This is a genomic window from Streptomyces sp. NPDC052101, assembly GCF_040680235.1.
Taxonomy (GTDB): domain Bacteria; phylum Actinomycetota; class Actinomycetes; order Streptomycetales; family Streptomycetaceae; genus Streptomyces.
Genome location: NZ_JBFAWH010000023.1, coordinates 24,068 through 44,933 on the forward strand (window position 1 = coordinate 24,068; position 20,866 = coordinate 44,933).

General features: G+C 73.2%; 15 protein-coding genes, 1 tRNA gene and 1 other RNA gene. 8 read left to right on the plus strand and 9 right to left on the minus strand.

Annotated features, from left to right (window positions below):
* Positions 1-21: 21 nt before the first annotated feature.
* The 6 genes from AB0L75_RS31795 to AB0L75_RS31820 form a co-directional block, all read right to left on the minus strand.
* Positions 22-654: a LytR C-terminal domain-containing protein gene (locus AB0L75_RS31795; RefSeq protein WP_365187919.1), complete on the minus strand. Its 633-nt coding sequence runs from the start codon at positions 652-654 to the stop codon at positions 22-24.
* 105 nt (positions 655-759) lie between these two features.
* Positions 760-1,056, minus strand: coding sequence for a type II toxin-antitoxin system VapB family antitoxin (locus AB0L75_RS31800; protein ID WP_003999914.1), 297 nt, complete (start codon positions 1,054-1,056; stop codon positions 760-762).
* Between the two features lie 495 nt (positions 1,057-1,551).
* Entirely contained in the window at positions 1,552-1,674 is a 123-nt protein-coding gene (locus tag AB0L75_RS31805) for a hypothetical protein (RefSeq protein ID WP_365187922.1), read from the minus strand.
* A gap of 60 nt (positions 1,675-1,734) precedes the next feature.
* Positions 1,735-2,055, minus strand: coding sequence for a hypothetical protein (locus tag AB0L75_RS31810; RefSeq protein WP_365187925.1), 321 nt, complete (start codon positions 2,053-2,055; stop codon positions 1,735-1,737).
* Positions 2,056-2,152: 97 nt separating this feature from the next.
* Complete coding sequence (locus AB0L75_RS31815) at positions 2,153-2,821, minus strand: HdeD family acid-resistance protein (RefSeq protein WP_365187927.1); 669 nt, start codon at positions 2,819-2,821, stop codon at positions 2,153-2,155.
* A gap of 140 nt (positions 2,822-2,961) precedes the next feature.
* On the minus strand, positions 2,962-3,588 hold the full coding sequence (locus tag AB0L75_RS31820) for an HhH-GPD-type base excision DNA repair protein (RefSeq protein WP_365187929.1): 627 nt from the start codon (positions 3,586-3,588) through the stop codon (positions 2,962-2,964).
* Between the two features lie 114 nt (positions 3,589-3,702).
* Here AB0L75_RS31820 and AB0L75_RS31825 point away from each other — a divergent pair, with 114 nt between their 5' ends.
* From AB0L75_RS31825 to AB0L75_RS31835, 3 genes are all read left to right on the plus strand, one after another.
* On the plus strand, positions 3,703-5,937 hold the full coding sequence (locus tag AB0L75_RS31825) for a penicillin acylase family protein (protein ID WP_365187932.1): 2,235 nt from the start codon (positions 3,703-3,705) through the stop codon (positions 5,935-5,937).
* Positions 5,934-6,536: a GNAT family N-acetyltransferase gene (locus AB0L75_RS31830; protein WP_365187933.1), complete on the plus strand. Its 603-nt coding sequence runs from the start codon at positions 5,934-5,936 to the stop codon at positions 6,534-6,536. Before AB0L75_RS31825 ends, AB0L75_RS31830 begins: the two co-directional genes overlap by 4 nt.
* A gap of 134 nt (positions 6,537-6,670) precedes the next feature.
* Positions 6,671-8,464: a copper resistance protein CopC gene (locus tag AB0L75_RS31835; RefSeq protein WP_365188097.1), complete on the plus strand. Its 1,794-nt coding sequence runs from the start codon at positions 6,671-6,673 to the stop codon at positions 8,462-8,464.
* A gap of 10 nt (positions 8,465-8,474) precedes the next feature.
* Here AB0L75_RS31835 and AB0L75_RS31840 read toward each other — a convergent pair whose 3' ends face one another.
* The 3 genes from AB0L75_RS31840 to AB0L75_RS31850 all read right to left on the minus strand — a co-directional run bounded on the left by AB0L75_RS31840 (position 8,475) and on the right by AB0L75_RS31850 (position 12,873).
* Complete coding sequence (locus AB0L75_RS31840) at positions 8,475-10,976, minus strand: helicase-associated domain-containing protein (RefSeq protein WP_365187936.1); 2,502 nt, start codon at positions 10,974-10,976, stop codon at positions 8,475-8,477.
* A gap of 156 nt (positions 10,977-11,132) precedes the next feature.
* Positions 11,133-12,434 (minus strand): serine hydrolase domain-containing protein, encoded by a 1,302-nt coding sequence (locus AB0L75_RS31845; protein WP_365187939.1) that lies wholly within the window; start codon positions 12,432-12,434, stop codon positions 11,133-11,135.
* A 351-nt stretch (positions 12,435-12,785) separates the two neighbouring features.
* Positions 12,786-12,873 (minus strand) — tRNA-Ser (locus AB0L75_RS31850).
* A 120-nt stretch (positions 12,874-12,993) separates the two neighbouring features.
* Between AB0L75_RS31850 and ffs the strand changes: the two genes are divergently transcribed.
* From ffs to AB0L75_RS31875, 5 genes are all read left to right on the plus strand, one after another.
* Positions 12,994-13,090: signal recognition particle sRNA small type (gene ffs / locus AB0L75_RS31855), an RNA gene on the plus strand.
* Positions 13,091-13,197: 107 nt separating this feature from the next.
* Positions 13,198-15,564, plus strand: coding sequence for a DNA polymerase III subunit gamma and tau (locus AB0L75_RS31860; RefSeq protein WP_365187942.1), 2,367 nt, complete (start codon positions 13,198-13,200; stop codon positions 15,562-15,564).
* 156 nt (positions 15,565-15,720) lie between these two features.
* Positions 15,721-16,983, plus strand: coding sequence for a phosphoribosylamine--glycine ligase (gene purD / locus AB0L75_RS31865; RefSeq protein WP_365187945.1), 1,263 nt, complete (start codon positions 15,721-15,723; stop codon positions 16,981-16,983).
* 263 nt (positions 16,984-17,246) lie between these two features.
* Positions 17,247-19,127: a hypothetical protein gene (locus tag AB0L75_RS31870; protein ID WP_365187947.1), complete on the plus strand. Its 1,881-nt coding sequence runs from the start codon at positions 17,247-17,249 to the stop codon at positions 19,125-19,127.
* Between the two features lie 210 nt (positions 19,128-19,337).
* Positions 19,338-20,834, plus strand: a complete 1,497-nt coding sequence (locus AB0L75_RS31875) for a N,N-dimethylformamidase beta subunit family domain-containing protein (RefSeq protein WP_365187950.1) — start codon at positions 19,338-19,340, stop codon at positions 20,832-20,834.
* The last annotated feature ends 32 nt before the right edge of the window (positions 20,835-20,866 follow it).

Consider the following 20,866-nt stretch of genomic DNA (forward strand, 5'->3'; position numbering starts at 1 on the left):
TTCTCGCGCCCGGGTCTTCGTTCAGCAGCTCTGCTGCGGGGAAGCCGTGGGTTCAGGGGCGGCCAGGGCCGTCAGCGCCTGGTTGGCGGCTGCCGGCTTGGACAGGCCCCTGAAGCCGTCGCCGAGGATGAGGTCGAGGTCGGTGCCCTTGCGGGTGTCGGTGCGCTGTTCGGCGCCGGCCAGCTGGGTGCCGAGGACCGCCAGTGAGGCGTTCTGGGCGGAGGCCGGGCCGAGGAGCATCCCCGCGGTCTTCACTTTCTTGTCGAAGTCCTTGCCGGCGTTGCCCACGTTGCCGATCTTGAAGCCGCGTTTCTTCAGCTCGTCCGCGGTGTCCTTGGCGAGGCCGGTGCGGTCGGTGGCGTTGTAGACGTTCACGGTGATCGCGCCCGGCTTGGGCAGGGCCCTGACCTGCGCCGCCGTAGCGGCCTTGGTCCGGCAGCGCTCCTTGGCGCCGGAGGCCGCCGGCTTCTCGGCGCTGCCGGTGAAGACGTCGATGAGCTGCAGGGTGCCCCAGCCGGTCAGGCCGAGCACGGCGACGGACGCCACCACGGCGGACACGAGCCTGCCGCGTCGGCGCGGCGGACGCATCCGAGGGTATTTGTCCCCCGTGATCCGGTACTGGCCGCCCATGCCGGGGGGAGTCAGCATGCTCATGGGCGCAGCGTAGTGCGCCCGAGCGACGATGCCTATTAGATGATCAGTCGATGCCGCTCAGCGGAACCCGAAAGGGTCAAGGCCCAACGGCCGTGTCGCGCCGGGTCAGTCGAGTTCGAGCACGCGCGCGTGCAGCACCTGGCGCTGCTGGAGGGCGGCGCGGACGGCGCGGTGGAGGCCGTCCTCCAGGTACAGATCGCCCTGCCACTTCACGACGTGTGCGAAGAGGTCGCCGTAGAACGTCGAGTCCTCGGCCAGCAGTGTCTCCAGGTCGAGCTGCCCCTTGGTCGTCACGAGCTGATCGAGGCGGACCGGGCGCGGCGCGACGTCCGCCCACTGCCGGGTGCTTTCCCGGCCGTGGTCGGGGTACGGCCGGCCGTTTCCGATGCGCTTGAAGATCACACGGAAAGCCTACCGGTCAAGACGTTCCGGGCGCAGCCATGGCGGCGGAGTGCGACGCTTGAAAAGATGCCGCAAAAGGGGTGTACAGGCTGCTACCGGGAGCAGACGGCCTCCTCCGGCGAGGGCAGGGCCGAGCTGAGGAACATCGGCACGGCGGACTTCTTCGGGGAGCAGGAGCGAGCCGGAGCGAGTCGGAGCCCGACACGGCGGAATTCCTCCGTACGGCCGAGGACGGGCGCGGGATCGTCTCGGTCCTCGAACTCCCGGCGGCGCCGTGCCCGACCTCGCCGCCACCTGGTTGCACGCGCCGGAGTCCCTGATGGGCCCGGCGGACGCGGCCGCGCGGCCGAACCGGACCGGGCGGCGCGCGCCTCCGAGCCCCGCTGCGGTTATGCACAGGCTGTGGACCGCGAGTCGCCGCAGGCTGGTCGGCGGTAGGGCCGCCGGAGGCGTGGGTTCGGCGGAGGCGGTGGAGCGCCTCCGCCGGGGGTGGGTTCAGCGGTTCTGTTGCTCGGGTGTCCGCTGCGGTTCTTCCTTCTGCTCCGGCCGGGGTGCCGCGGCACGCCTGGCCTCCGCGCGCAGCAGGGCGCGCAGGACGGCGTAGGGATCCATGGGCATGGCTGTGCTCCTTGCGTCCGACTGACCTTTCGCGGTGCCCTGTCGAGGGGCGCGGGTCTGTCAGCAGCGCAGGACCACCGTGCGCAGCAGGGGCGGGGCGCATGGCACCCGAAGCGCGCCGAGCCAGCTGCGGGCCGCCGGACTGGCGGGCGCCGGGTCGGAGAGAGGCGCGAGGCGGTCGGGTTCGTCGGCCTGGTGGACGACATGGGCGGGCGGCCGTACGAGCGAGTCGAGGTCGTCGTGCTCGAAGGTCTCGGCCGACAGGCCCAGCGCGGGAGCCGCCTGGGCCTGGGCATGGGCGCAGGGCACCCACAGGGCGAGGAGCAGCACGAGCACCCGCAGCCAGGTACGGCTGCGAGGGAGGCCCACGATCCCGCTCACGGCAGGTGTCTGCCCGGGACGGGCGGGGAGTGCAGCACGTTCGGCCCGAGATCCGCCCGCGCGGGGTACGCGCGCGTCGCGCGGTTGACGTCGGTGCTCACAGCGACCGGGGGATCGCCTTGGCGCGGCTGCGGATGCTGAACGCGGTGACGATCTCGGTGATGCCCACGACGACCAGCCAGATCCCGGCGACGAGGGTCAGCACGGCGACCGACCGGAACGGCGAGTCGATGAGCACGATTCCGGCGATGAACGTGATGATCCCGAGGAAGATCTGCCAGCCCCGGCCGGGCATCCGGGGGTCGTGCAGCGCGGCCAGGGTCTGGGTGATCCCGCGGATCAGCCAGCCGATGCCGATCCACAGGGCGAGCAGCAGGATCGACTGCATGGGCCCGCGGAAGCAGAACAGGCCGAGCATGATGGACAGGGCGCCGCTGATGAAGGCGAGCACCCGCAGCGAGGTCGCCATGTGCGTGCCGAAGGCGGAGGCCAGCTGGAAGATGCCGCTGATGACGAGGTAGAGCCCGAAGAGGACGCCGGCGGCGAGCAGGGAGGCGCCGGGCCAGACGAGCACCAGGACGCCGAGGATCAGCGAGGCGATCCCGGTGCCCAGGACCACCTGCCAGGCGGCCTTGGACAGGGCGTGCAGGGGGCCTTCGAACGGCGGCTCGGGCTCGTGCCGGCCGCCTGGCGGCGAGGCCGCGTGGACGTTCCGGTCGTCGTACTCACGGCCCCAGTCCGGACCGCTGTTCGGTGCCTCGGTCATGGTCCATGTTTTGACCGAGGGGGGTGGACGTGCCATTGGGGTGGGCCGGTCGGGTGACGCCGGGGGAACGGATGATGCGGGTGATGCGGGGGAGGGAGGGGAGGGGAGGCGACGTACCCGCGCCCATGCCCCCCTCACGCCTACCGCCCCGACTTGCCGGAGGCCTTCGCCTTCGCCGCCGCCTTCATCTCCTGCTTGTGGGCCCGGACCTTGGCCAGTGACTCGGGTCCGGTGATGTCGGCGACGGACCGGAAGGACTCCGGTTCGCCGTAGGCGCCCGCGGCCTCCCGCCAGCCCTGGGGCGTCACCCCGAGCTGCTTGCCGAGCAGCGCGAGGAAGATCTGTGCCTTCTGCTTGCCGAACCCGGGCAGGTCCTCCAGCCGCTTCAGCAGCTCGGCGCCGCCGGGCACGCCCCGCCAGACCGCCTCGGCGTCCCCGTCGTAGTGCTCGACGAGGTACTGGCACAGCTGCTGGATGCGCTTGGCCATCGAGCCCGGGTAGCGGTGCACGGCCGGCTTCTCGGAGAGCAGTGCGGCGAAGGCCTCCGGGTCCAGCGCGGCGATGTCGTGCGCGTCGAGATCTCCGGCGCCCCCGGTCGCGCCTGCCGCGTCGGCGCCGAGGCGGTCGGCGATGGTCCGGGGTCCCTTGAATGCCCACTCCATCGGGACCTGCTGGTCGAGCAGCATGCCCACCAGCGCGGCGAGCGGCGAGCGCCCGAGCAGCGCATCGGCCTCGGGGTCCTGGGCGAGGTGCAGGGTGACGTCCATGCGTCGATGATCGCCCGGCCGGGCAGGGAGCGCAGCCGCGCGCGAAGGTGTCGCGTACGATTCCCTCCCAAGTAAGTTAGGCAAGGCTAACCTAAAGTGAAGTGGGGCTTCCGGGTGACCACCGAGACGTACCGCGACGCCTGGGGCATCCCGCATCTGCGCGCCTCCAGTGCCCTCGAACTGGCCCGTGCGCAGGGCCGGGTGACCGCCCTGGACCGCGCCTGGCAGCTGGAGGTCGAGCGCCACCGCTCCCAGGGCACCTCGGCCTCCTTCCTCGGCGCCGACGCCCTCTCCTGGGACGTCCTCGCCCGCCGGGCCCGCCTCGACGACACCGCCCGCCGCTGCTTCGCCGCGCTGGAACGCCGGGCCCCCGAGACGGCCGACTGGGTGCGGGCGTACGTCGACGGCGTCAACGAGGGCCTGCCGGCCGGTGCCCGCCGGGCGCCCGAATTCGCCCGCGCGGGCCTCACCCCCGGCGCCTGGCAGCCCTGGACCCCGCTCGGCGTCTGGCTCGCCACCCACCTCCTGTTCGCCGGCTTCCCGGCCAAGCTCTGGCGCGAGCAGGCGATACGGCACCTCGGCCCCGATGCCGTGGCCCTGTTCGCCACGGACGGCCCCGGCACCGCCGGCAGCAACGGCTGGCTCGTCTCCGGCGCCCGCACCGCCACCGGGCACGCCCTGATCGCCGGCGACCCGCACCGCTTCATCGAGGACCCCGGCGTCTACCAGCAGATCCACCTCTCCTGCCCCGAGTTCGACGTCGTCGGCCTCGCCGTGCCCGGCGTCCCCGGCATCGCCCACTTCGGCCACACCGGCACGGTCGCCTGGGCCATCACCAACGCCATGGCCGACTACCAGGACCTGTACCGCGAACGCCTGCGGCGCACGGGCGCGGGCATCCAGGCCCTCGGCCCGGACGGACACTGGCACCGCGCCACCCGGCACACGGAAACCGTGGAGATCGCCGGAGAACCCCCCTTCGAGATCGAGGTGATCGAAACCCCACGGGGCCCAGTGATCGCAGGCGGCCCGGAGGGACTTGAGGCGGGGGTCGTCGCGGGAGAACGGGGTTCGGCGACCGCCGAGGAAGAGGCCGAGGAAGAGGCCGAGGAAGAGGAAGAGGGAGCGGAAGCCGAGGGTGCGGCGGCGGGGGCCGGTGCGGAGCCGTCGTACGACCCGCAGGCCGCCGACGGCGAAGCCGAGGCGCTCGCGCTCCGCTACCCGCCCCGCGTCACAGAAGACCTCGGCTTCAGCGCCCTGCTCCCCCTCCTCCGCGCCCGCACGGTCGCCGACATCGACCAAGCCCTGCACCACTGGACCGAGCCCGTCAACGTGGTCCAGGCGGCCGACACCGCCGGAGGCACCCTGCACCGCATCGCCGGCCGCGTCCCCGTCCGCGCCCGCGCCAACCGCCTCCACCCCGTGCCCGCCTGGCAGCCGGGCCACGAGTGGCACGGCACGCACGAGACGCCGTACGCCGACCCCGAACCGGCCGACGGCATCGCGGTGATGGCCAACCAGCGCGGCCTCGCCTCCCCTCTCGGCGTCGAGTTCGCCCCGCCGCACCGCGCCGACCGCATCCGTGCCCTCCTCGACGCGCGCCGCGGCTGGACCGCCGAGGCCATGCCGGCGATCCACACCGACACCCACCTAGGCTCCGCCGGGCCCCTCCTCGACCACCTCGCCGCCCTCGACAGCCTGACCTCGGACGCGGCCCTCCTGCGCGACCGCCTCCTCGCCTGGAACCGCCGCATGGACGCCGACAGCACCGACGCGGCCGCCTACGCCGCGCTGCGCACCGCGGTCGTACGCCGACTCGCCGCGCACCCGGTGTTCGCCCCGCTCACCGAGCCCCCGGCCTACCCGGAGGTCCTGCTCCCCTGGCTGGCCCTCGTTCCGCGCATCGGATACGCCCTCGAACACCTGCTGCGCGCCGATGAGTTGTACGGCATCGATCGTCCGGCCGTCGTCCGCGCGGCCCTGGAGGAGGTGGCCGTCGAGCCCCCGGCCGGCCCCTGGTCCGACACCCACCGCCTCGCCCCTTGGCGCGCGCTGCCGGGGGAGCCGTACGACGAACCCGGGCTCGCCGGTGACCACGACTGCGTGCTGTGCACCTCCGCCGTCCCCGGCCTCACCGACCGCGCGGCCCGTGGCCCGGCCGCCCGTTACGTCTGGGACCTGGCCGACCGCACGGCCAGCCGCTGGGTGGTCCCCCACGGCGCCGACGGCGTCCCCGGCTCCCGCCACCACCGCGACCAACTCCCCTTGTGGCTCAAGGGAGAACTGGCCCCCGTCATCACCGACTGGACCCTGCTGACCCTGCTGGAACGCACCGAGGAAACCCGATGACCGACCACCGCACCCATCCCTTCGAACAGCATGTCCCCGACTTCGGCGCCGTCCGTGTCCGCCCCCTCGACCCGGCGTCCGACGCGGACGTCGTCCACGGCTGGGTGAGCGAGGAACGCGCCGTCTTCTGGGGCATGAACGGCCTCACCCGGGACCAGGTCGCCGACATCTACACCCATATGGCCGGCCTCGACACCCACCACGCCCACCTCGTCACCAAGGACGGCGTACCGGTGGCCCTGCTGCAGACGTACGAGCCCGGCGCGGACCGGGTCGGCGAGTGCTACGACGTACTTCCCGGCGACCTCGGCGTCCATGTCCTCCTCGCCCCCGCCGACCCCGACGGCCCGCGCCCCGGCTGGACGTCCGCACTGCTGACCGCGATGACGACGTACGCGCTGCGGGCCCTTGACCGGCGCCGGCTCGTGGTCGACCCGGACGTACGCAACACCAGGGCGATCGCCCGCTTCGAACGCCAGGGCTTTGTGCGCGGCCCGGCGGTCGTCCTGCCCGAGGTGGACATCCCCGACGTGTACCTGCCGGAGAAGCACGCCCAACTCGCCTTCCTGGAGCGGACAGTGGCCCTGCCCGGCGACTAGCCCTTCCCGTTCCACGCATCTCGGCCCGCCCCGCCCGACCTGGTGAGCTGAGCAACGCAGCCGATCTCTCCGTACCTATACAGAAGTATTCGTACGGAGGCACTCGTACGGAGGCGCTGGGAGGGGACGAGGTGCTGCGCGACCGACACCGCCGGGCACGACGGCTGAGCCTGCTCTGCGCGGGCCTGTTCCTCCTCCTGCTCGGCACGGCGGCCCCCGCGTCGGCCCACGCGGCCCTGCGCGCCACCGACCCGGCCGACGGAACCGTGCTCCGCACGGCCCCCCGGCACCTCACCCTGACCTTCAGCGAGTCGGTCGGCCTGCTCACCGACACCTTCCGTGTCTACGACCCCCGCAACCACCGCCTGCGCACGGGCCCCGCCGAGCACGCCGCCGGCCACTCGGACACGGCCCGCGTCGCCCTCCCCGCCACGCTCGCCACCGGTACGTACACGGTGGCCTGGCGGGTGGTGTCGGCGGACAGCCACCCGGTCTCCGGCGCGCTCACCTTCTCGGTCGGCAGACGCACCGCGACGACGGCGACCCCGGCCCCCGACACCACGGAGAACCCGGCGACCGCGGCCCTGTACAACATCGCCCGCTACCTCGCCTACCTCTCCCTGGCCGTCCTGCTCGGCACGGCGGCGTTCGTGGCGTACTGCCGCCCGCCGACGGCCGCCCCGCTGCGCACCCCCGCCCTGGCCGCCGCCTGGACCCTGCTCGCCACGACGGCCGCCTCGTTCCTCCTGCGCACCCCGTACGAGGAAGGCACAGCCCCCGCACAGGCCCTCTCCCTCAGCGCCCTGACCCACACGGCCACGACCCGCCCCGGCGCCCTCCTGCTCGCCCGCCTGGCACTGCTGCTCCTCGCGGCGGCCGCCGTGGCGCTGCTGCGCTCCCGCCGCAGAAGGCTCCCGCGCCGTACGACGCTCACCGTGGCCGCGGCCCTCGCCCTGCCCCTCGCCCTGACCTGGACGGCGGCCGAACACGCCTCGGCGGGCATCCAGGTCCCCCTGGCGATCACCTCCGCCACCCTCCATCTGCTGGCCATGGCGGCCTGGCTCGGCGGCCTGGCATCCCTCCTGCGCACACTCCGCCACACACCGCTCCCCGTCCCTCTGTCGGTGCCGGCCCGCTTCTCCCGCCTGGCCTTCGCCTCGGTGACGGTCCTGGTCCTGACCGGCGTCTACCAGTCCTGGCGGGGTCTCGGTTCCTGGCAGGCGCTCACGGACACGACGTACGGCCGCACCCTGCTGGCCAAACTGGCGGCGGTCAGCGCGCTCCTGCTGGCGGCGGCCTGCTCGCGCACCTGGACGACCCGCGCGGTGCGGGCCGAGTCCCATGCGACGGCACTGGCGCCCGCGGCCCGCGTCCCCGAACCGGCCGCAGGCCCCCCGCTCCCCCCGGAACCGGCCACCCCACCCCCGCACCCGCCCTTCCACGCCGCCCTGCGCCGCTCGGTGCTGGCGGAGGCGGCCGTCGCCGTGCTGGTCCTGGCCCTGACCACCCTCCTGACCAGCACCGTGCCGGGCCGCGTGGCCACCGAGCCGGCGGTGCGGACGGATACCGCGACGGCCGGCATCCCGACGGCCTCGGTCACCACGATCCCCTTCGACGTGGGCACCCCCGGCGGCCACGGCAAGGTCCAGATCACCCTGGACCCGGGCCGCGTGGGCCGGACCTCCGTCCAGGCGGTCGTCTACGGCCCCGACGGCGGCCTGTCCACGGTCCCCGAACTCCGCGTCACCCTCACCCTCCCCGCCCAGCGGATCGGCCCCCTCGACACGAGGATCACCGACCGCGGCGGCTTCTGGGCCGCCGACTCCTTCGACCTCCCCCTCCCGGGAACCTGGACGATGAAGGCGACCGTACGGATCTCGGACCTGGACCAGGTGACGGTGTCGGCACCGGTACGGGTGACGCGGTAGGACGCGAGGGCTATGCGGGCATGACGCCGTGGATGCGGGAGAGGGTGAAGACCCGTTCGTCCTCGCGCAGGTGGCACCAGGCATACAGGTAGGGCGGGTCGAGATCGAGCCCGCTGAGGGTGCGTACGGTGCGGCTGCCCGAGGCGGCGACGTACTCGATGGTGACGGCCCGGCCCTCGTCGATGGCGTGGGCCAGCTGGCGCACATCGGCGAGGGAGAGCGAACGGGCGTACGCGCCGACGGTCTCCTCGGTGTCGGTGTCGGTGCCGGTGCCGGTGCCGAACGGGACGCCGTTTCCCGGGTCGGGTTCCGGTGGGTTCGTGGGGGCGGCTCGCAGCCGGCTGGCAAGGGCGCCCAGGTCAACGGTGGCCGGGGTCGCCGGGGTCTGGGCCATGGGGGCACCGGCGGTCCGGTGGCGCGCTGTGCCGCAGGCCTTGCGCGGGGGCGGTACCGGGGCCACGGCCCTACGCCGTCGGGCCTTGTCGACACGCACGGTCCCGTCGGCGCTCTCGGCGACGGGGGCGTAGCCCGCGGCCCGCAGCGCGGCGATGGTCTTGTCGAGCGGTGTCCGGCTGACGAGCACGGTCGGTGCCAGCAGCCGCAGACCGAGGGCGGCGAACTTCCGGTGTGCGGCCAGCTCTGCGAGGAGGGCGGGGTCCTCGCCGTGGATCACGCAGGCCGCTGAGGTGACACGCATTCGGCCATGGCGGCGCGCAGTGTCGTGGATCAGGTACGACAGCGGCTGCGGGAGGGCGCCGACGGCGACGGCGGCCAGGTCGGCCTCGATGGCATCGGCTGTGCGGCCCGCGTCCAGGGCTCGTCGGACGGTGCCCGGGCCGAGCCGCCACACCGATGCCGTGCCGCCGGCTTCCCGGTCCGCGACGGTGTCCAGCAGTGCGGCGAGGCGGGCGGTGGGTGTGCCGGTGACGACAGCGGTGAGATCGGCGCCGAAGCGGGCTGCCCGGGTGGCCGTGGGCAGCAGCCGCGCACAGGCCGCGGCCAGTGCTCCGGCATCGACGGCCCCACCGATGTCATCGGTCCGCAGGGCGGTTCCGATGGGGGACAGGGCACCGCGGGCGATGACGCCGAGCAGTTCCGCCTCGTGGATCACTGTGGCGAACGGGGTGGTGTCCTGGGCGGATTCATCGGCGAACGGCCGATACCAGCCGACCAGCGCCCCAAGTTCCGCGGGATTCTTCGCCCCCTGCCCTGCCGGGAGCCGTGCCGCGCCTGTGAGGAGGCCCTCCCGGGCCTGCACACAGCCTCGGTGCGGTGGGGTTCCGGCGAGCGCGGGAAGCGCTCTGCCGTCCGCGTCACGGGCCTGGGCCGGGGTGAGCGGCAGCCTCCGCCACGCCGTGAGCAGCACGGTGAGCTGCTCCGCGGGCTCTCGCTCCGCCCAGACGTCGTAGTCGCCCGTTGCCGCGACCTGGCCGCCGTCCCGGGCCAGCAGCCCGGCGTCGTACGCCGTCTCCAGGACCAGGCGTACGACGATGTCGTCGCACCGCGCCGCCTTGCCGACCCGGGACAGCTCACGTGCTCCGACCCCGCCGGATTTCAACAGGGCCGGCGGAGACACCGAGCACGCCGCGAGAACCGACGAGGCATGGGCGGCGAACGCCGTCGCCGAGGCCGCTGCCTCCTGGTCCACCTCCGCCGGGGGGACGGACACCGTCCGCACGGCGGGCGGGGCCGGATCGAACGGGGCGTGCCAGTCGGCCCCGCGCAGCGCGAGCGCCACCTCGGCCGGCATGCGGGCGGGTCCGTACCCGTACCTGCTCCGGACCAGCAGCCCTCGCTCCAGGGCCCAGCGCTCACCCGCCGCGTAGTCGGTACCGGGGGTCCCGAGGATAACGAACTCCGCTACCGGACCCGGCTGTTCAGACTGGTGACGGGCTCGCTGCTGAAGCAGTTTCCGCGTGGCCGTCGGCGCCGAAGCGGCCACCGCGGCAACCCGCTCCGCATCACTGTGGTGCGTAAGGAGGGCAGCCAGCCGCGGCTTCCTGCTGGTGCCGGGTGACGGAACGCCCAGGGCCACCAGCATGCGGCGCAGTTCCTCGGAGGTCGTGTCCGCCAGCAGCAGGGCGAGCGGCGCGTCCAGTCCCAGCGGTCGCTCCCACGCCTGCCGCAAAGGTGCCGCCATGCGCAGCAGCCCCTCGCCGTCCGGCCAGACCAACGCGTGCTCGGACAACGACGCCAGGGCCGCGTCCAGCCCGCGAGCGCTCTCCGCTCCGGTCGCGTCCAGCAGATCGGCCAGAGCGGCACGGGGCACCGGCCCCAGCGCCGCCAGCGCCTCGGCCACCTGCAGCTGGGGCAGTGAGAGCCGAGCCAGCGCCGGAGCCACCGACCCCGGGCGCTGAAGACGGTCCGCCAGTTCGCCGAACGATCGTGGCTCCGGCGGGCTCACTGCATCAGGGCGAGCAGCCAGGACCCGCTCGAGCCGGTTGTTCTCCAGACCGCTCAGCCACGAGGCCAGAGTGGATCCGCTGTGTTTGCTGATCGGGGCACCTCGCATGGACGAGCACCGTTGGTCTCCGGACCGGAACAGGTCCTGTGACAGTACCCAGAATGGCGCATCCCCGGGACGCCTGTGTCCCAGCGGCGACAGGAATCCCCTTCTGAGTGACGGCGCGTCCTGCGGCTCGGCAGGCTTCCGTGGGCCTCAGCCGCGCTATCGGGAGTTGCCGTCGACCAGAGCGACCCGCAACGGCCGAGCCGCGACGGTGCCACCGGATCCCTCAGCTGTGCGGGGCCGCGGTGTGAGGACCGCTGTCAGCAGACGGTTGGCCAGTGGGGTCGGTGCGCCGAAGTCGAGGCTCATGTTGGAGACCGAGTAGACGGCGCGTATGGACAGGTCGCGGGTGGCGAACACGCCGTTGGCGTAGCCGAGGTCGTGACCGGTCTTGCCCCAGAGCACGCCTCCGTCGGGCAGCGGCGTGGACATCAGGCCCGCGCCGAAGCAGGCCACCTTGTTGCAGTTGGAGCCGATGAACGGGACGAGCTTTCCCTCGTTGTCCTTGGGCAGGGTGAACATCTCGTTCAGCTGCGCGGCCGGCAGCAGGCGGCCCTGGAACAGAGCGCTTATGAACCGGTCCAGGTTCTCCGGGGTGGAGATCATGTTGGACGGGTCACCGCCCTGCTCGCTGACGTCCACCGCCTTGCCCTGGCTGTCGGTCACATAGCCGTGCAGATAGGGCCGCGGCATCACGGGGTCGTCCTCGGGCACGGTGGTCTGCTTGAGCTGCAGCGGCTTCAGGATGCGCTCGGTGACCTCCTCCTTGAACGAGTGGCCGGTGATCTGCTCGATCAGCTTGCCCGCGATGCGGAACCCGAGGGAGTTGTACTCCTGCTTGCTGCCCGGCGCGAAGTGCGGGCCGGGCCAAGGACGGTCGGCCGGGCGCAGGGTGGTCTGGATGATCTCGTCGAAGGTGCGGTAGTCGTAGCGGTTGGCGATCGTCTCATCGACGCTTTCGGCAGGCTTGCCCTCGTCCACGTTCGGAAGACCGCTTGTGTAGTTGACCAGTTCCCGGAGGGTGATCGGCTGGAACGTGTCCGGGAGCAGGCCGGGCATGTAGTACTGGACGGTCCGGTCGAGGTCGACGCGTCCTTCGGCTGCCAGTTGCAGCAGAACGGTGGTCTCGAAGACCTTGGAGATGCTGCCGATGTGGAAGTGCCCGTTCTCCGGGATCTTCCTGCCGGTCTGGCTGTCGACGGTGGAGCCCTGCCACAACTGTCCCGGCTCGCCGACCCGCGCGATGGCACCGGAGGTGCCGTCGGCGGGCTGGGTCTGGATGGCAGATCGGAGCGCGGTCGGATCCAGTGGCGGAAAGACCGTCGCCGTACTGACAGTCGTCGCCGTACTGACACTCGTGCCGCTCGCGGCGAAGGTCGGCGCGACTGCCCCGGCGGTCAGGCCTATGAGGGCGGTGCCGATCAGGCCGAGGGTGGCGGCGCGGCGATAGAGCGAGCGCATATGAGGCTCCGTTGGTTGACTGCGTCGGGGGCTCCTGTGAACGTGATCAATCGTGCCCAGCCGCCACCCGCCTCGGTATCAGGGAGAAACCCTGAGTCGGCCCTGAGCTACCCACCACGGCAACCCCGGGACCCAGCCCTGACGGCAGCGGGATGGGAGCCCCCCGCGCAAATCTCACGGATGAGTGAGGGCCCGCGTCCGAGATGACGGCAAGCCCGACCGCCGTCACACCGAGCGAAACGGTCCACCGGACCCGCTGGCTGGCGATCACGTCTGGAAACCAACTGAGAGGGAACCGAGACGGACGAACGCCAGAGGGCCGGGCCACTTTCGTGACCCGGCCCTCTGGGCTGGCGGAGGATACGAGATTCGAACTCGTGAGGGGTTGCCCCCAACACGCTTTCCAAGCGTGCGCCCTAGGCCTCTAGGCGAATCCTCCGCCGGAAACATTACATGACCGAGGGGAGTGCTCGCGAACCCGTTCCCGCAGGCCCGCATCGGGTGCGGCCGCGGAAGGTGATCGGGTACTGAATGCGGGCCGCGATCGGGTACTGTGGGGCGCAGCCCCTCACGTGGCGCTATCTGACTGAACTCCCCCAGGGCCGGAAGGCAGCAAGGGTAGGTCGGCTCTGGCGGGTGCGTGGGGGGCCCTTGAGTTTCCGGGGGCGTCGCGTTCCGTACGGCGCCGGAGGCGTTTCGCCTCCTGCCGGGGGCGCGGGCTCGGCGGGACCGGTTGTCAGCGGTCGCCTATAACCTCGTATGCGTGTCGTCTCTCGCGCTGTACCGCCGCTATCGCCCGGAGACCTTTGCCGAGGTCATCGGGCAGGAGCATGTCACCGACCCGCTGCAGCAGGCGCTGCGGAACAACCGGGTCAATCACGCGTACCTGTTCAGCGGTCCGCGCGGTTGCGGCAAGACGACCAGCGCGCGGATCCTCGCCCGCTGTCTGAACTGTGAGCAAGGTCCCACGCCCACGCCCTGCGGGGAGTGCCAGTCATGCCGCGACCTGGCCAGGAACGGTCCCGGGTCCATCGACGTCATCGAGATCGACGCGGCCTCGCACGGAGGCGTGGACGACGCCCGTGAGCTGCGTGAGAAGGCGTTCTTCGGCCCCGCCGGCAGCCGGTACAAGATCTACATCATCGACGAGGCCCACATGGTCACGTCGGCCGGCTTCAACGCGCTGCTGAAGGTCGTCGAGGAGCCGCCGGAGCACCTGAAGTTCATCTTCGCCACGACCGAGCCCGAGAAGGTCATCGGGACGATCCGGTCGCGGACCCATCACTACCCCTTCCGGCTCGTGCCACCCGGCACCCTGCGGGACTACCTCGCCGAGGTGTGCCAGAAGGAGGACATCCCGGTCGAGGACGGTGTGCTCCCGCTCGTCGTGCGCGCCGGCGCCGGCTCCGTGCGTGACTCCATGTCCGTCATGGACCAGCTCCTCGCCGGTGCCGGGGCGGAGGGTGTGACGTATGCCATGGCCACCTCCCTCCTCGGGTATACCGACGGCTCTCTTCTCGACTCCGTGGTCGAGTCCTTCGCCACCGGTGACGGGGCCGCCGCCTTCGAGGTCGTGGACCACGTCATCGAGGGCGGCAACGACCCGCGCCGCTTCGTCGCCGACCTGCTGGAGCGGCTGCGGGACCTGGTGATCCTCGCCGCCGTGCCGGACGCCGTGGAAAAGGGCCTCATCGACGCCCCGGGCGACGTCCTGGAGCGTATGCAGGCCCAGGCCTCCACCTTCGGCGCCGCCGAGCTGAGCCGCGCCGCCGACCTCGTCAACGAGGGCCTGACGGAGATGCGCGGCGCCACCGCGCCGCGCCTCCAGCTGGAACTGATCTGCGCGCGCGTGATGCTCCCCGCCGCCTATGGAGACGAGCGGTCGGTGATGGCCCGCCTGGACCGTCTCGAACGCGGCGTCAACTTCTCGGGCGGCGGCGGTGCCCCGGCGATGGGGTACGTCCCCGGACCCGAGGCCCATGGCGGCGGCGCTCCCCTGTCCTCCGTACAGCCCGGCGGCGGCCCGGCAGCGGCCCGCGCCGCCGTACGGGCGACCAACGGCCCGGCAGCGACTGCTGGCCCGGCTGTCGGTGGTCCGGCTGTCGGTGGCCCTGGCACTGGTGCCACTGGTGCCACGGGTGCCGGTGGTGCCGGTGGTCCGGCTCCGGCCACCCCCGCCCCCGCGGTCCCGCCGACGCCCGCACCCGAACCGACCCCGGCAGCAGCTGCTCCGGCCGCTCCCGCCGCCCCGGTCACCCCAGCGGCCCCCGCCGCCCAGGCCCCGGTGTCGCCGCCCCCGTCGTCCTCCGCCGCCCCGGCCGGTCCCGGCGCCTGGCCCACCGCCGCTGCCGCGGGAAGCGGCCGGCGTCCCGGTGGCTGGCCCACGGCCACCGCTCCGGCGGGCGCACCGCAGGGCCAGTCTCCCGCCCAGCCCCAGCCCCAGCCCCAGGCGGGCCCCGCGCCGGCGGTCCCCGCGCCGCTCGCGGCCGCCCCGGCCGGTGGCCTCGACCCGCGCATGCTCTGGCCGAACATCCTGGAGGCCGTCAAGAACCGCCGCCGATTCACCTGGATTCTGCTCAGCCAGAACGCCCAGGTCGTCGGCTTCGACGGCACCACCCTCCAGCTCGGCTTCGTCAACGCCGGTGCCCGTGACAACTTCGCCGGCAGCGGCAGCGAGGACGTGCTGCGGGCGGCGCTGGCCGAGCAGTTCAACGTGCAGTGGAAGATCGAGGCGGTCGTCGACCCGTCCGGCGGCGGCTCCGCATCCCCGTCGGCCGGAGGCTCGGGCTTCGGCGGCGGAGGCGGTTACGGCGGCGCTCCTGCCGGAGGCGGAGGAGGAGGCGGAGGCGGCGGTGGCTACGGCGCCCCGGCGGCCCCCCGCCCCGCCGCTCCCCAGCCGACCGCCCCGCAGGCATCCGCGTCCCCGCAGTCCGGCCCCGCGGCCGCTCCGTCGACGCCCGCCCCTGCCGCGCAGCGGCCCGCGGCCGCCCCTGAGCCGCCGCCTGTCGCCCCCGAGGACGACATCCCCGAGGACGACGACCCGGACCTGGACGAATCGGCCCTCTCCGGCCACGAACTGATCGTGCGGGAGCTGGGCGCGACGGTGGTGGAGGAGTTCTCCAACGAGTAGCCGACCGAGCCGAGGCGGCGCGCGGGCAGCCGACCGAGCCGGGAACGAGTAGCCGACCGAGTCGCCTCCACCCGCCTGGTTCGCACCACACCTTGGAGGAACGCCCAATAAACCCGGCCCCCGGCTTTCGGCGACCTTGCCATTAGGCTGACCCCCGTGAAGGTCCTCGTCATCGGCAGCGGCGCCCGCGAACACGCCCTGTGCCGCTCCCTGTCCCTCGACCCCGACGTCACCGCGCTGCACTGCGCCCCCGGCAACGCCGGCATCGCCGAGGTCGCCGAGCTGCACCCGGTCGACGCGCTCGACGGCCGCGCGGTCGCCGAGCTGGCCACCGGCCTCGGTGCCGACCTGGTCGTCGTCGGCCCGGAGGCCCCGCTGGTCGCCGGTGTGGCCGACGCCGTCCGCGCGGCGGGCATCCCGGTGTTCGGCCCGTCGCGGGAGGCCGCGCAACTGGAAGGTTCCAAGGCCTTCGCCAAGGACGTCATGGCGGCGGCCGGCGTGCCGACCGCCCGCTCCTACGTGTGCACGACGGCCGAGGAGGTCGCCGAGGCCCTCGACGCCTTCGGCGCGCCCTATGTCGTCAAGGACGACGGCCTCGCCGCCGGCAAGGGTGTCGTCGTCACCGAGGATTTCGGCCAGGCCGAGGAACACGCGGCCGGCTGCGACCGGGTGGTCATCGAGGAGTTCCTCGACGGCCCCGAAGTGTCGCTCTTCGCGATCACCGACGGGGAGACGGTCGTACCGCTCCAGCCCGCCCAGGACTTCAAGCGCGCCCTGGACGGCGACGAGGGCCCGAACACCGGTGGCATGGGCGCGTACTCGCCGCTGCCGTGGGCCGAGCCGAAGCTGGTCGACGAGGTGCTGGAGACGGTCCTGCAGCCGACCGTGGACGAACTGCGCCGCCGCGGCACCCCCTTCTCCGGCCTGCTCTACGCCGGTCTGGCGATCACGAGCCGCGGGGTCCGGGTGATCGAGTTCAACGCCCGCTTCGGCGACCCGGAGACCCAGGTCGTGCTGGCCCGGCTGCAGACCCCGCTGGCGGGTGTCCTGCTGGCCGCCGCGAACGGCACCCTCGCCGATCTGCCGCCCCTGCGCTGGAGCGAGGACGCGGCCGTCACGGTCGTCGTCGCATCGCACAACTACCCCGGCACCCCCCGCACCGGCGACCCCATCACCGGTCTGGACGAGGTGGCCGCCGCGGACGCCCCGCACGCGTACGTCCTGCACGCCGGGACCAAGCGGGACGGCGACGCGGTCGTCAGCGCGGGCGGGCGGGTGCTGTCCGTCACCGCCAGCGGCAAGGACCTGACCGAGGCGCGGGAGCGGGCGTACCGGGCGGTGGGCCGGATCCGCCTGGACGGCTCCCAGCACCGCACCGACATCGCCGCGAAGGCCGCGGCGCAGGCGGCGGGCGCCTGACCTGCCCCCTCCTGCCGCAGGCCCCGGGTTCCCGACCCGGGGCCTGATCTTTGCTGTCTGTCACCCACCTCTGACCAAAGCCATTCCATCGAGTGACCGATCGTCCATATGGCTGACGGGGGCCGGGGCCCCAACTAGGGTGCCGCGCAAGCGTTCCGGCACTTGGCCCACCGGCATTGCGATGTCAGTGGCGGGTGCCACAGTGGGGGAGTGAGCACCACCAGGACAGCACGGCTTCGGCGGCGAGGGGGTGAGGGCGGGACGTGACCGGAATCGGTGCGGAGGCGGGCGCGCAGGCCGCGCGCTCCCGGGCCCTCGCGGTACTGCGGGTCCGCGGCCGGGCGCTGGCCGTGGCCCTGCTGCCCGCTGCCGCCGCGGTGATCCTGCTCACCGGCGGTTCCACCGGCCACCTCGTGGGGGCGGGCTGGGACGCGGCCCGCTGGGTCGTGGGCGTGCTCGCCGTGCTGGTGCTGCTGGCCGCCGCCGGTATCGCCCTGGTCGTGGCCCGGGCCCGTCCCGCCGTCGTCCCGACGGTGCCGATCCCCGAGGAGTCCGCCCCGGACCTGTATCGGATGGTGCGTGACCTCGCCGACCGGCTGGACGTGCCCGCGCCCTCGGCCATAGCGCTCACCCCGGACTGCGACAGCTGGCTGGAGGACCGCGCGCAGGCGGCCCACGGCCCGCCCCCGCGCCCCGCGCCCGACGAGATAGCGGGACCGGGCCGCCGCCGGGTCCCTGCCGCGCCGGTGCTTGTCATCGGCTCCCCGTTCCTGTGGTGGATGCGGGTCGGTGAGCTGCGCGCGGTCCTCGCCCCGGTCATCGCCGGTACGGGCCCTTCGGCGCACCCGGACATAGCCGCCGCCCGGCGCTTCGTGCGCGGTCTGGACGCGGCGGTCGCGGTCGCGTCGACCCCGGGCCGCTGCCTGTTGACCCGCGGCGGGTGTGCGGCCCTCGGCTGGGTGTCCCGGCTGCTGCTGCGCGGCTGCCGGGAGCACGCGACGCAGATGGAGCGCGGGGTCGCCGCCGCGGCGGCCGAGCGGGCCCAGGCCGTGGACTACGGCCTGCGGATCGTCGCCCAGGAGCAGGTCGGCCTCGCCTACGCCGGCTGGGACCGGCTGCTGACCAGGGTCGCGCTGCCCGCCTGGCGCATGGGCCGCTGGCCCGCCCGGCTGGACGCGGGCGTGGTGGCGGCGCTCACCGAGCTGTCCCGGCGTGACCGGCTGGCCGAGGGCTTCACCTCCCGGCTGGGCGAGCGGCCCGCCTGTGACCTGCTGGAGGAGCCCGGCGTGATGGACGAGGCCGCCTCCCTGCTCGCCGCGCGCCTCTTCCACGGCGGCCCCGCGGAGTCCGGTCCGGACTGGGCCCCGGTGGACTGGCAGGCGTATCCGGAGGAGGTCGTGGACCGCACCTGGCGGGCCGGCGCCGCCCGGCTGCACCGCGTCCTGGACTCGCTCGGCGTCAGCCCCTCCCTCGACCCCGCGGCCCCCGACCCGGGCGGCCCCACCCTGGCCCGGGTCCTGGACCACCTGACCGAGCCCGGCAGAGAAGCACACGCACCGAAAGCCCCGGAGCACAACCCGCAAGCCGCCGATGGCGAGAACCCCCCACAGGGGCCACCCGCACCCGACGACGAAAGCGGTACGGGTGGTGCAGGTGATGCGGGTGGTACAGGTGGTGTTGGTGGGAGCTGCATCCCGGCCGACGGCGAAGCCGAGGCGGAGCCGCTGCCCGACGACCCCGGCACGGAACGCAGCGCCGCCCTCGCCGCAGGCCTCAGCGCCGAGCTGGCCCGCGAGGAGGCCGGCGGGCCGAGAACCGGCGCGACCGCCGCCGGCCGGAGTTCCGAGAGCGCCCTGTGGGACGACGGCGGGCTGCCGCTCTTCCCGCTGCAGCCCCCGCGCACCGCACGCGAGCTGCTCACCGAGCACGTCACGGCGATGGTGTGCTGCGCGGCCGTCGACACGGCCGGCGCGGTCCCCGCCCTGGACTGGCTGGACGGTCCCTCCCTGCTGCTCGGCGGTGAGCGCGCCGCCGACCTCGCACCCAGGGTGCTCAGCCTGATCGAGGAGGGCGACCCGGGGCCGCTGCGCGACTGGCTGGCCGCGTCCGGGATACGACCCGAGAAACCGGTTCGGCTCGTTTAACGGGAGCACTGACTTCCACTTCAGGTCAATTCGCAACGACTAGTGACCGAGCCCGTGCGTTATGTGATGTGCTGGGAGCGACCACGCACCTGGCAAAAGCGTGCGACATACGACAGCACGGCCGGGCACAGCGAGCACCATCGAGCATCACCGAGCACAGCGAGCACTACCGAGACAGGACGACACGGGGGCTGAGGGAGGGGAGCGATCATGGCCTCGGACCACATTCGCCGCTGGGAGTCCGGAGCGCTCGCGCACGCCGTCACCGATCCCTTCGGCCAGGGCCCGGTGCCCTGGCTGCGCGGCAGTGAGACCTACTTCGACGACACCGGTCATGTCGTGCCCTGGTACGTCGACCCGGGCCCGCAGCAGCTCGCCGACGAGGGGCGCCGGGTGCCCGCGCAGCGTTCGGCCGGTTCCGGACCCCGGGCGGCCGACGACGTGCACCGCCAGATCAAGGGCTTCACCTCCACCGGTGCGGTGTCGCCCGGCGAGGCGATCGACTTCCACATCACGGTCGACCCGCCGCAGGAGTTCAGCGTCGACATCTACCGCATCGGCCACTACGGGGGCGACGGCGCCGCCAAGATCACCACCAGCCCGCGGCTGTCCGGCATCGTGCAGCCCCCGCCGCTCGCCGCCGACCGCACGGTCTCCTGCCACCACTGGTGGCTGTCCTGGCGTCTGCAGGTGCCCCCGCACTGGCGCATCGGTGCCTATGTGGCCGTCCTCACCACCGCCGACGGCTACCGCTCCCATGTGCCGTTCACGGTCCGCGACGACCACCCCGCCGACCTGCTCCTGCTGCTGCCGGACATCACCTGGCAGGCGTACAACCTGTATCCGGAGGACGGCCGCACCGGCGCCAGCCTCTACCACGCCTGGGACGCGAAGGGCCGGCTGCTCGGCGAGGCCGACGCGGCCACCACGGTCTCCTTCGACCGCCCCTACGCGGGCGCGGGCCTGCCCCTGCACGTCGGCCACGCCTACGATTTCATCCGCTGGGCCGAGCGCTACGGCTACGACCTCGCCTACGCCGACGCCCGCGATCTGCACGCCGGCCGTGTCGACCCCACCCGGTACCGGGGCCTGGTCTTCCCCGGCCATGACGAGTACTGGTCGGTGCCGATGCGCCGGGCCGTCGAGGACGCCCGCGACGGCGGTGCCTCGCTGGTGTTCCTCTCCGCCAACACCATGTACTGGCAGGTGGATCTGGGCCCGTCCCCGTCCGGCGTCCCCAACCGGCTGCTGACCTGCCGCAAGCGCAAGGGTCCGGGAAAGCCGGTGCTGTGGCGCGAGATCGACCGGCCCGAGCAGCAGCTGGTCGGCATCCAGTACGCGGGCCGGGTGCCCGAGCCGCACCCGCTGATCGTCCGCAACGCCGGCCACTGGCTGTGGGAGGCGACCGGCGCGCACGAGGGCGAGGAGATCGAGGGCCTGGTCGCCGGCGAGGCCGACCGGTACTTCCCGCGCACCGCGCTGCCCGTGCACGAGGAGCGCGTCCTGCTCGCCCACTCCCCCTACACCGACAACGACGGCGTCCTGCGCCACCAGGAGACCTCGCTGTACCGCGCCCCCTCCGGCGCCTGGGTCTTCGCCTCCGGCACCTTCGCCTGGTCCCCGGCCCTGGACCGCCCCGGCCATGTGGACACCCGGATCCAGCGCGCCACGGCGAACCTCCTGGACCGGATCTGCAAACGCGACTGATCCAGGCGACCGACCCGGCCGCCGACCCCCCG

Excerpts from the sequence above, each read along its gene's own strand:
- AB0L75_RS31795 (WP_365187919.1), bottom strand. The coding sequence starts at position 654 with ATGAGCATGCTGACTCCCCCCGGCATGGGCGGCCAGTACCGGATCACG.
- AB0L75_RS31805 (WP_365187922.1), bottom strand. The coding sequence starts at position 1,674 with ATGCCCATGGATCCCTACGCCGTCCTGCGCGCCCTGCTGCGCGCGGAG.
- AB0L75_RS31815 (WP_365187927.1), bottom strand. The coding sequence starts at position 2,821 with ATGACCGAGGCACCGAACAGCGGTCCGGACTGGGGCCGTGAGTACGAC.
- AB0L75_RS31820 (WP_365187929.1), bottom strand. The coding sequence starts at position 3,588 with ATGGACGTCACCCTGCACCTCGCCCAGGACCCCGAGGCCGATGCGCTG.
- AB0L75_RS31830 (WP_365187933.1), top strand. The coding sequence starts at position 5,934 with ATGACCGACCACCGCACCCATCCCTTCGAACAGCATGTCCCCGACTTC.
- AB0L75_RS31840 (WP_365187936.1), bottom strand. The coding sequence starts at position 10,976 with ATGCGAGGTGCCCCGATCAGCAAACACAGCGGATCCACTCTGGCCTCG.
- AB0L75_RS31845 (WP_365187939.1), bottom strand. The coding sequence starts at position 12,434 with ATGCGCTCGCTCTATCGCCGCGCCGCCACCCTCGGCCTGATCGGCACC.
- AB0L75_RS31875 (WP_365187950.1), top strand. The coding sequence starts at position 19,338 with ATGGCCTCGGACCACATTCGCCGCTGGGAGTCCGGAGCGCTCGCGCAC.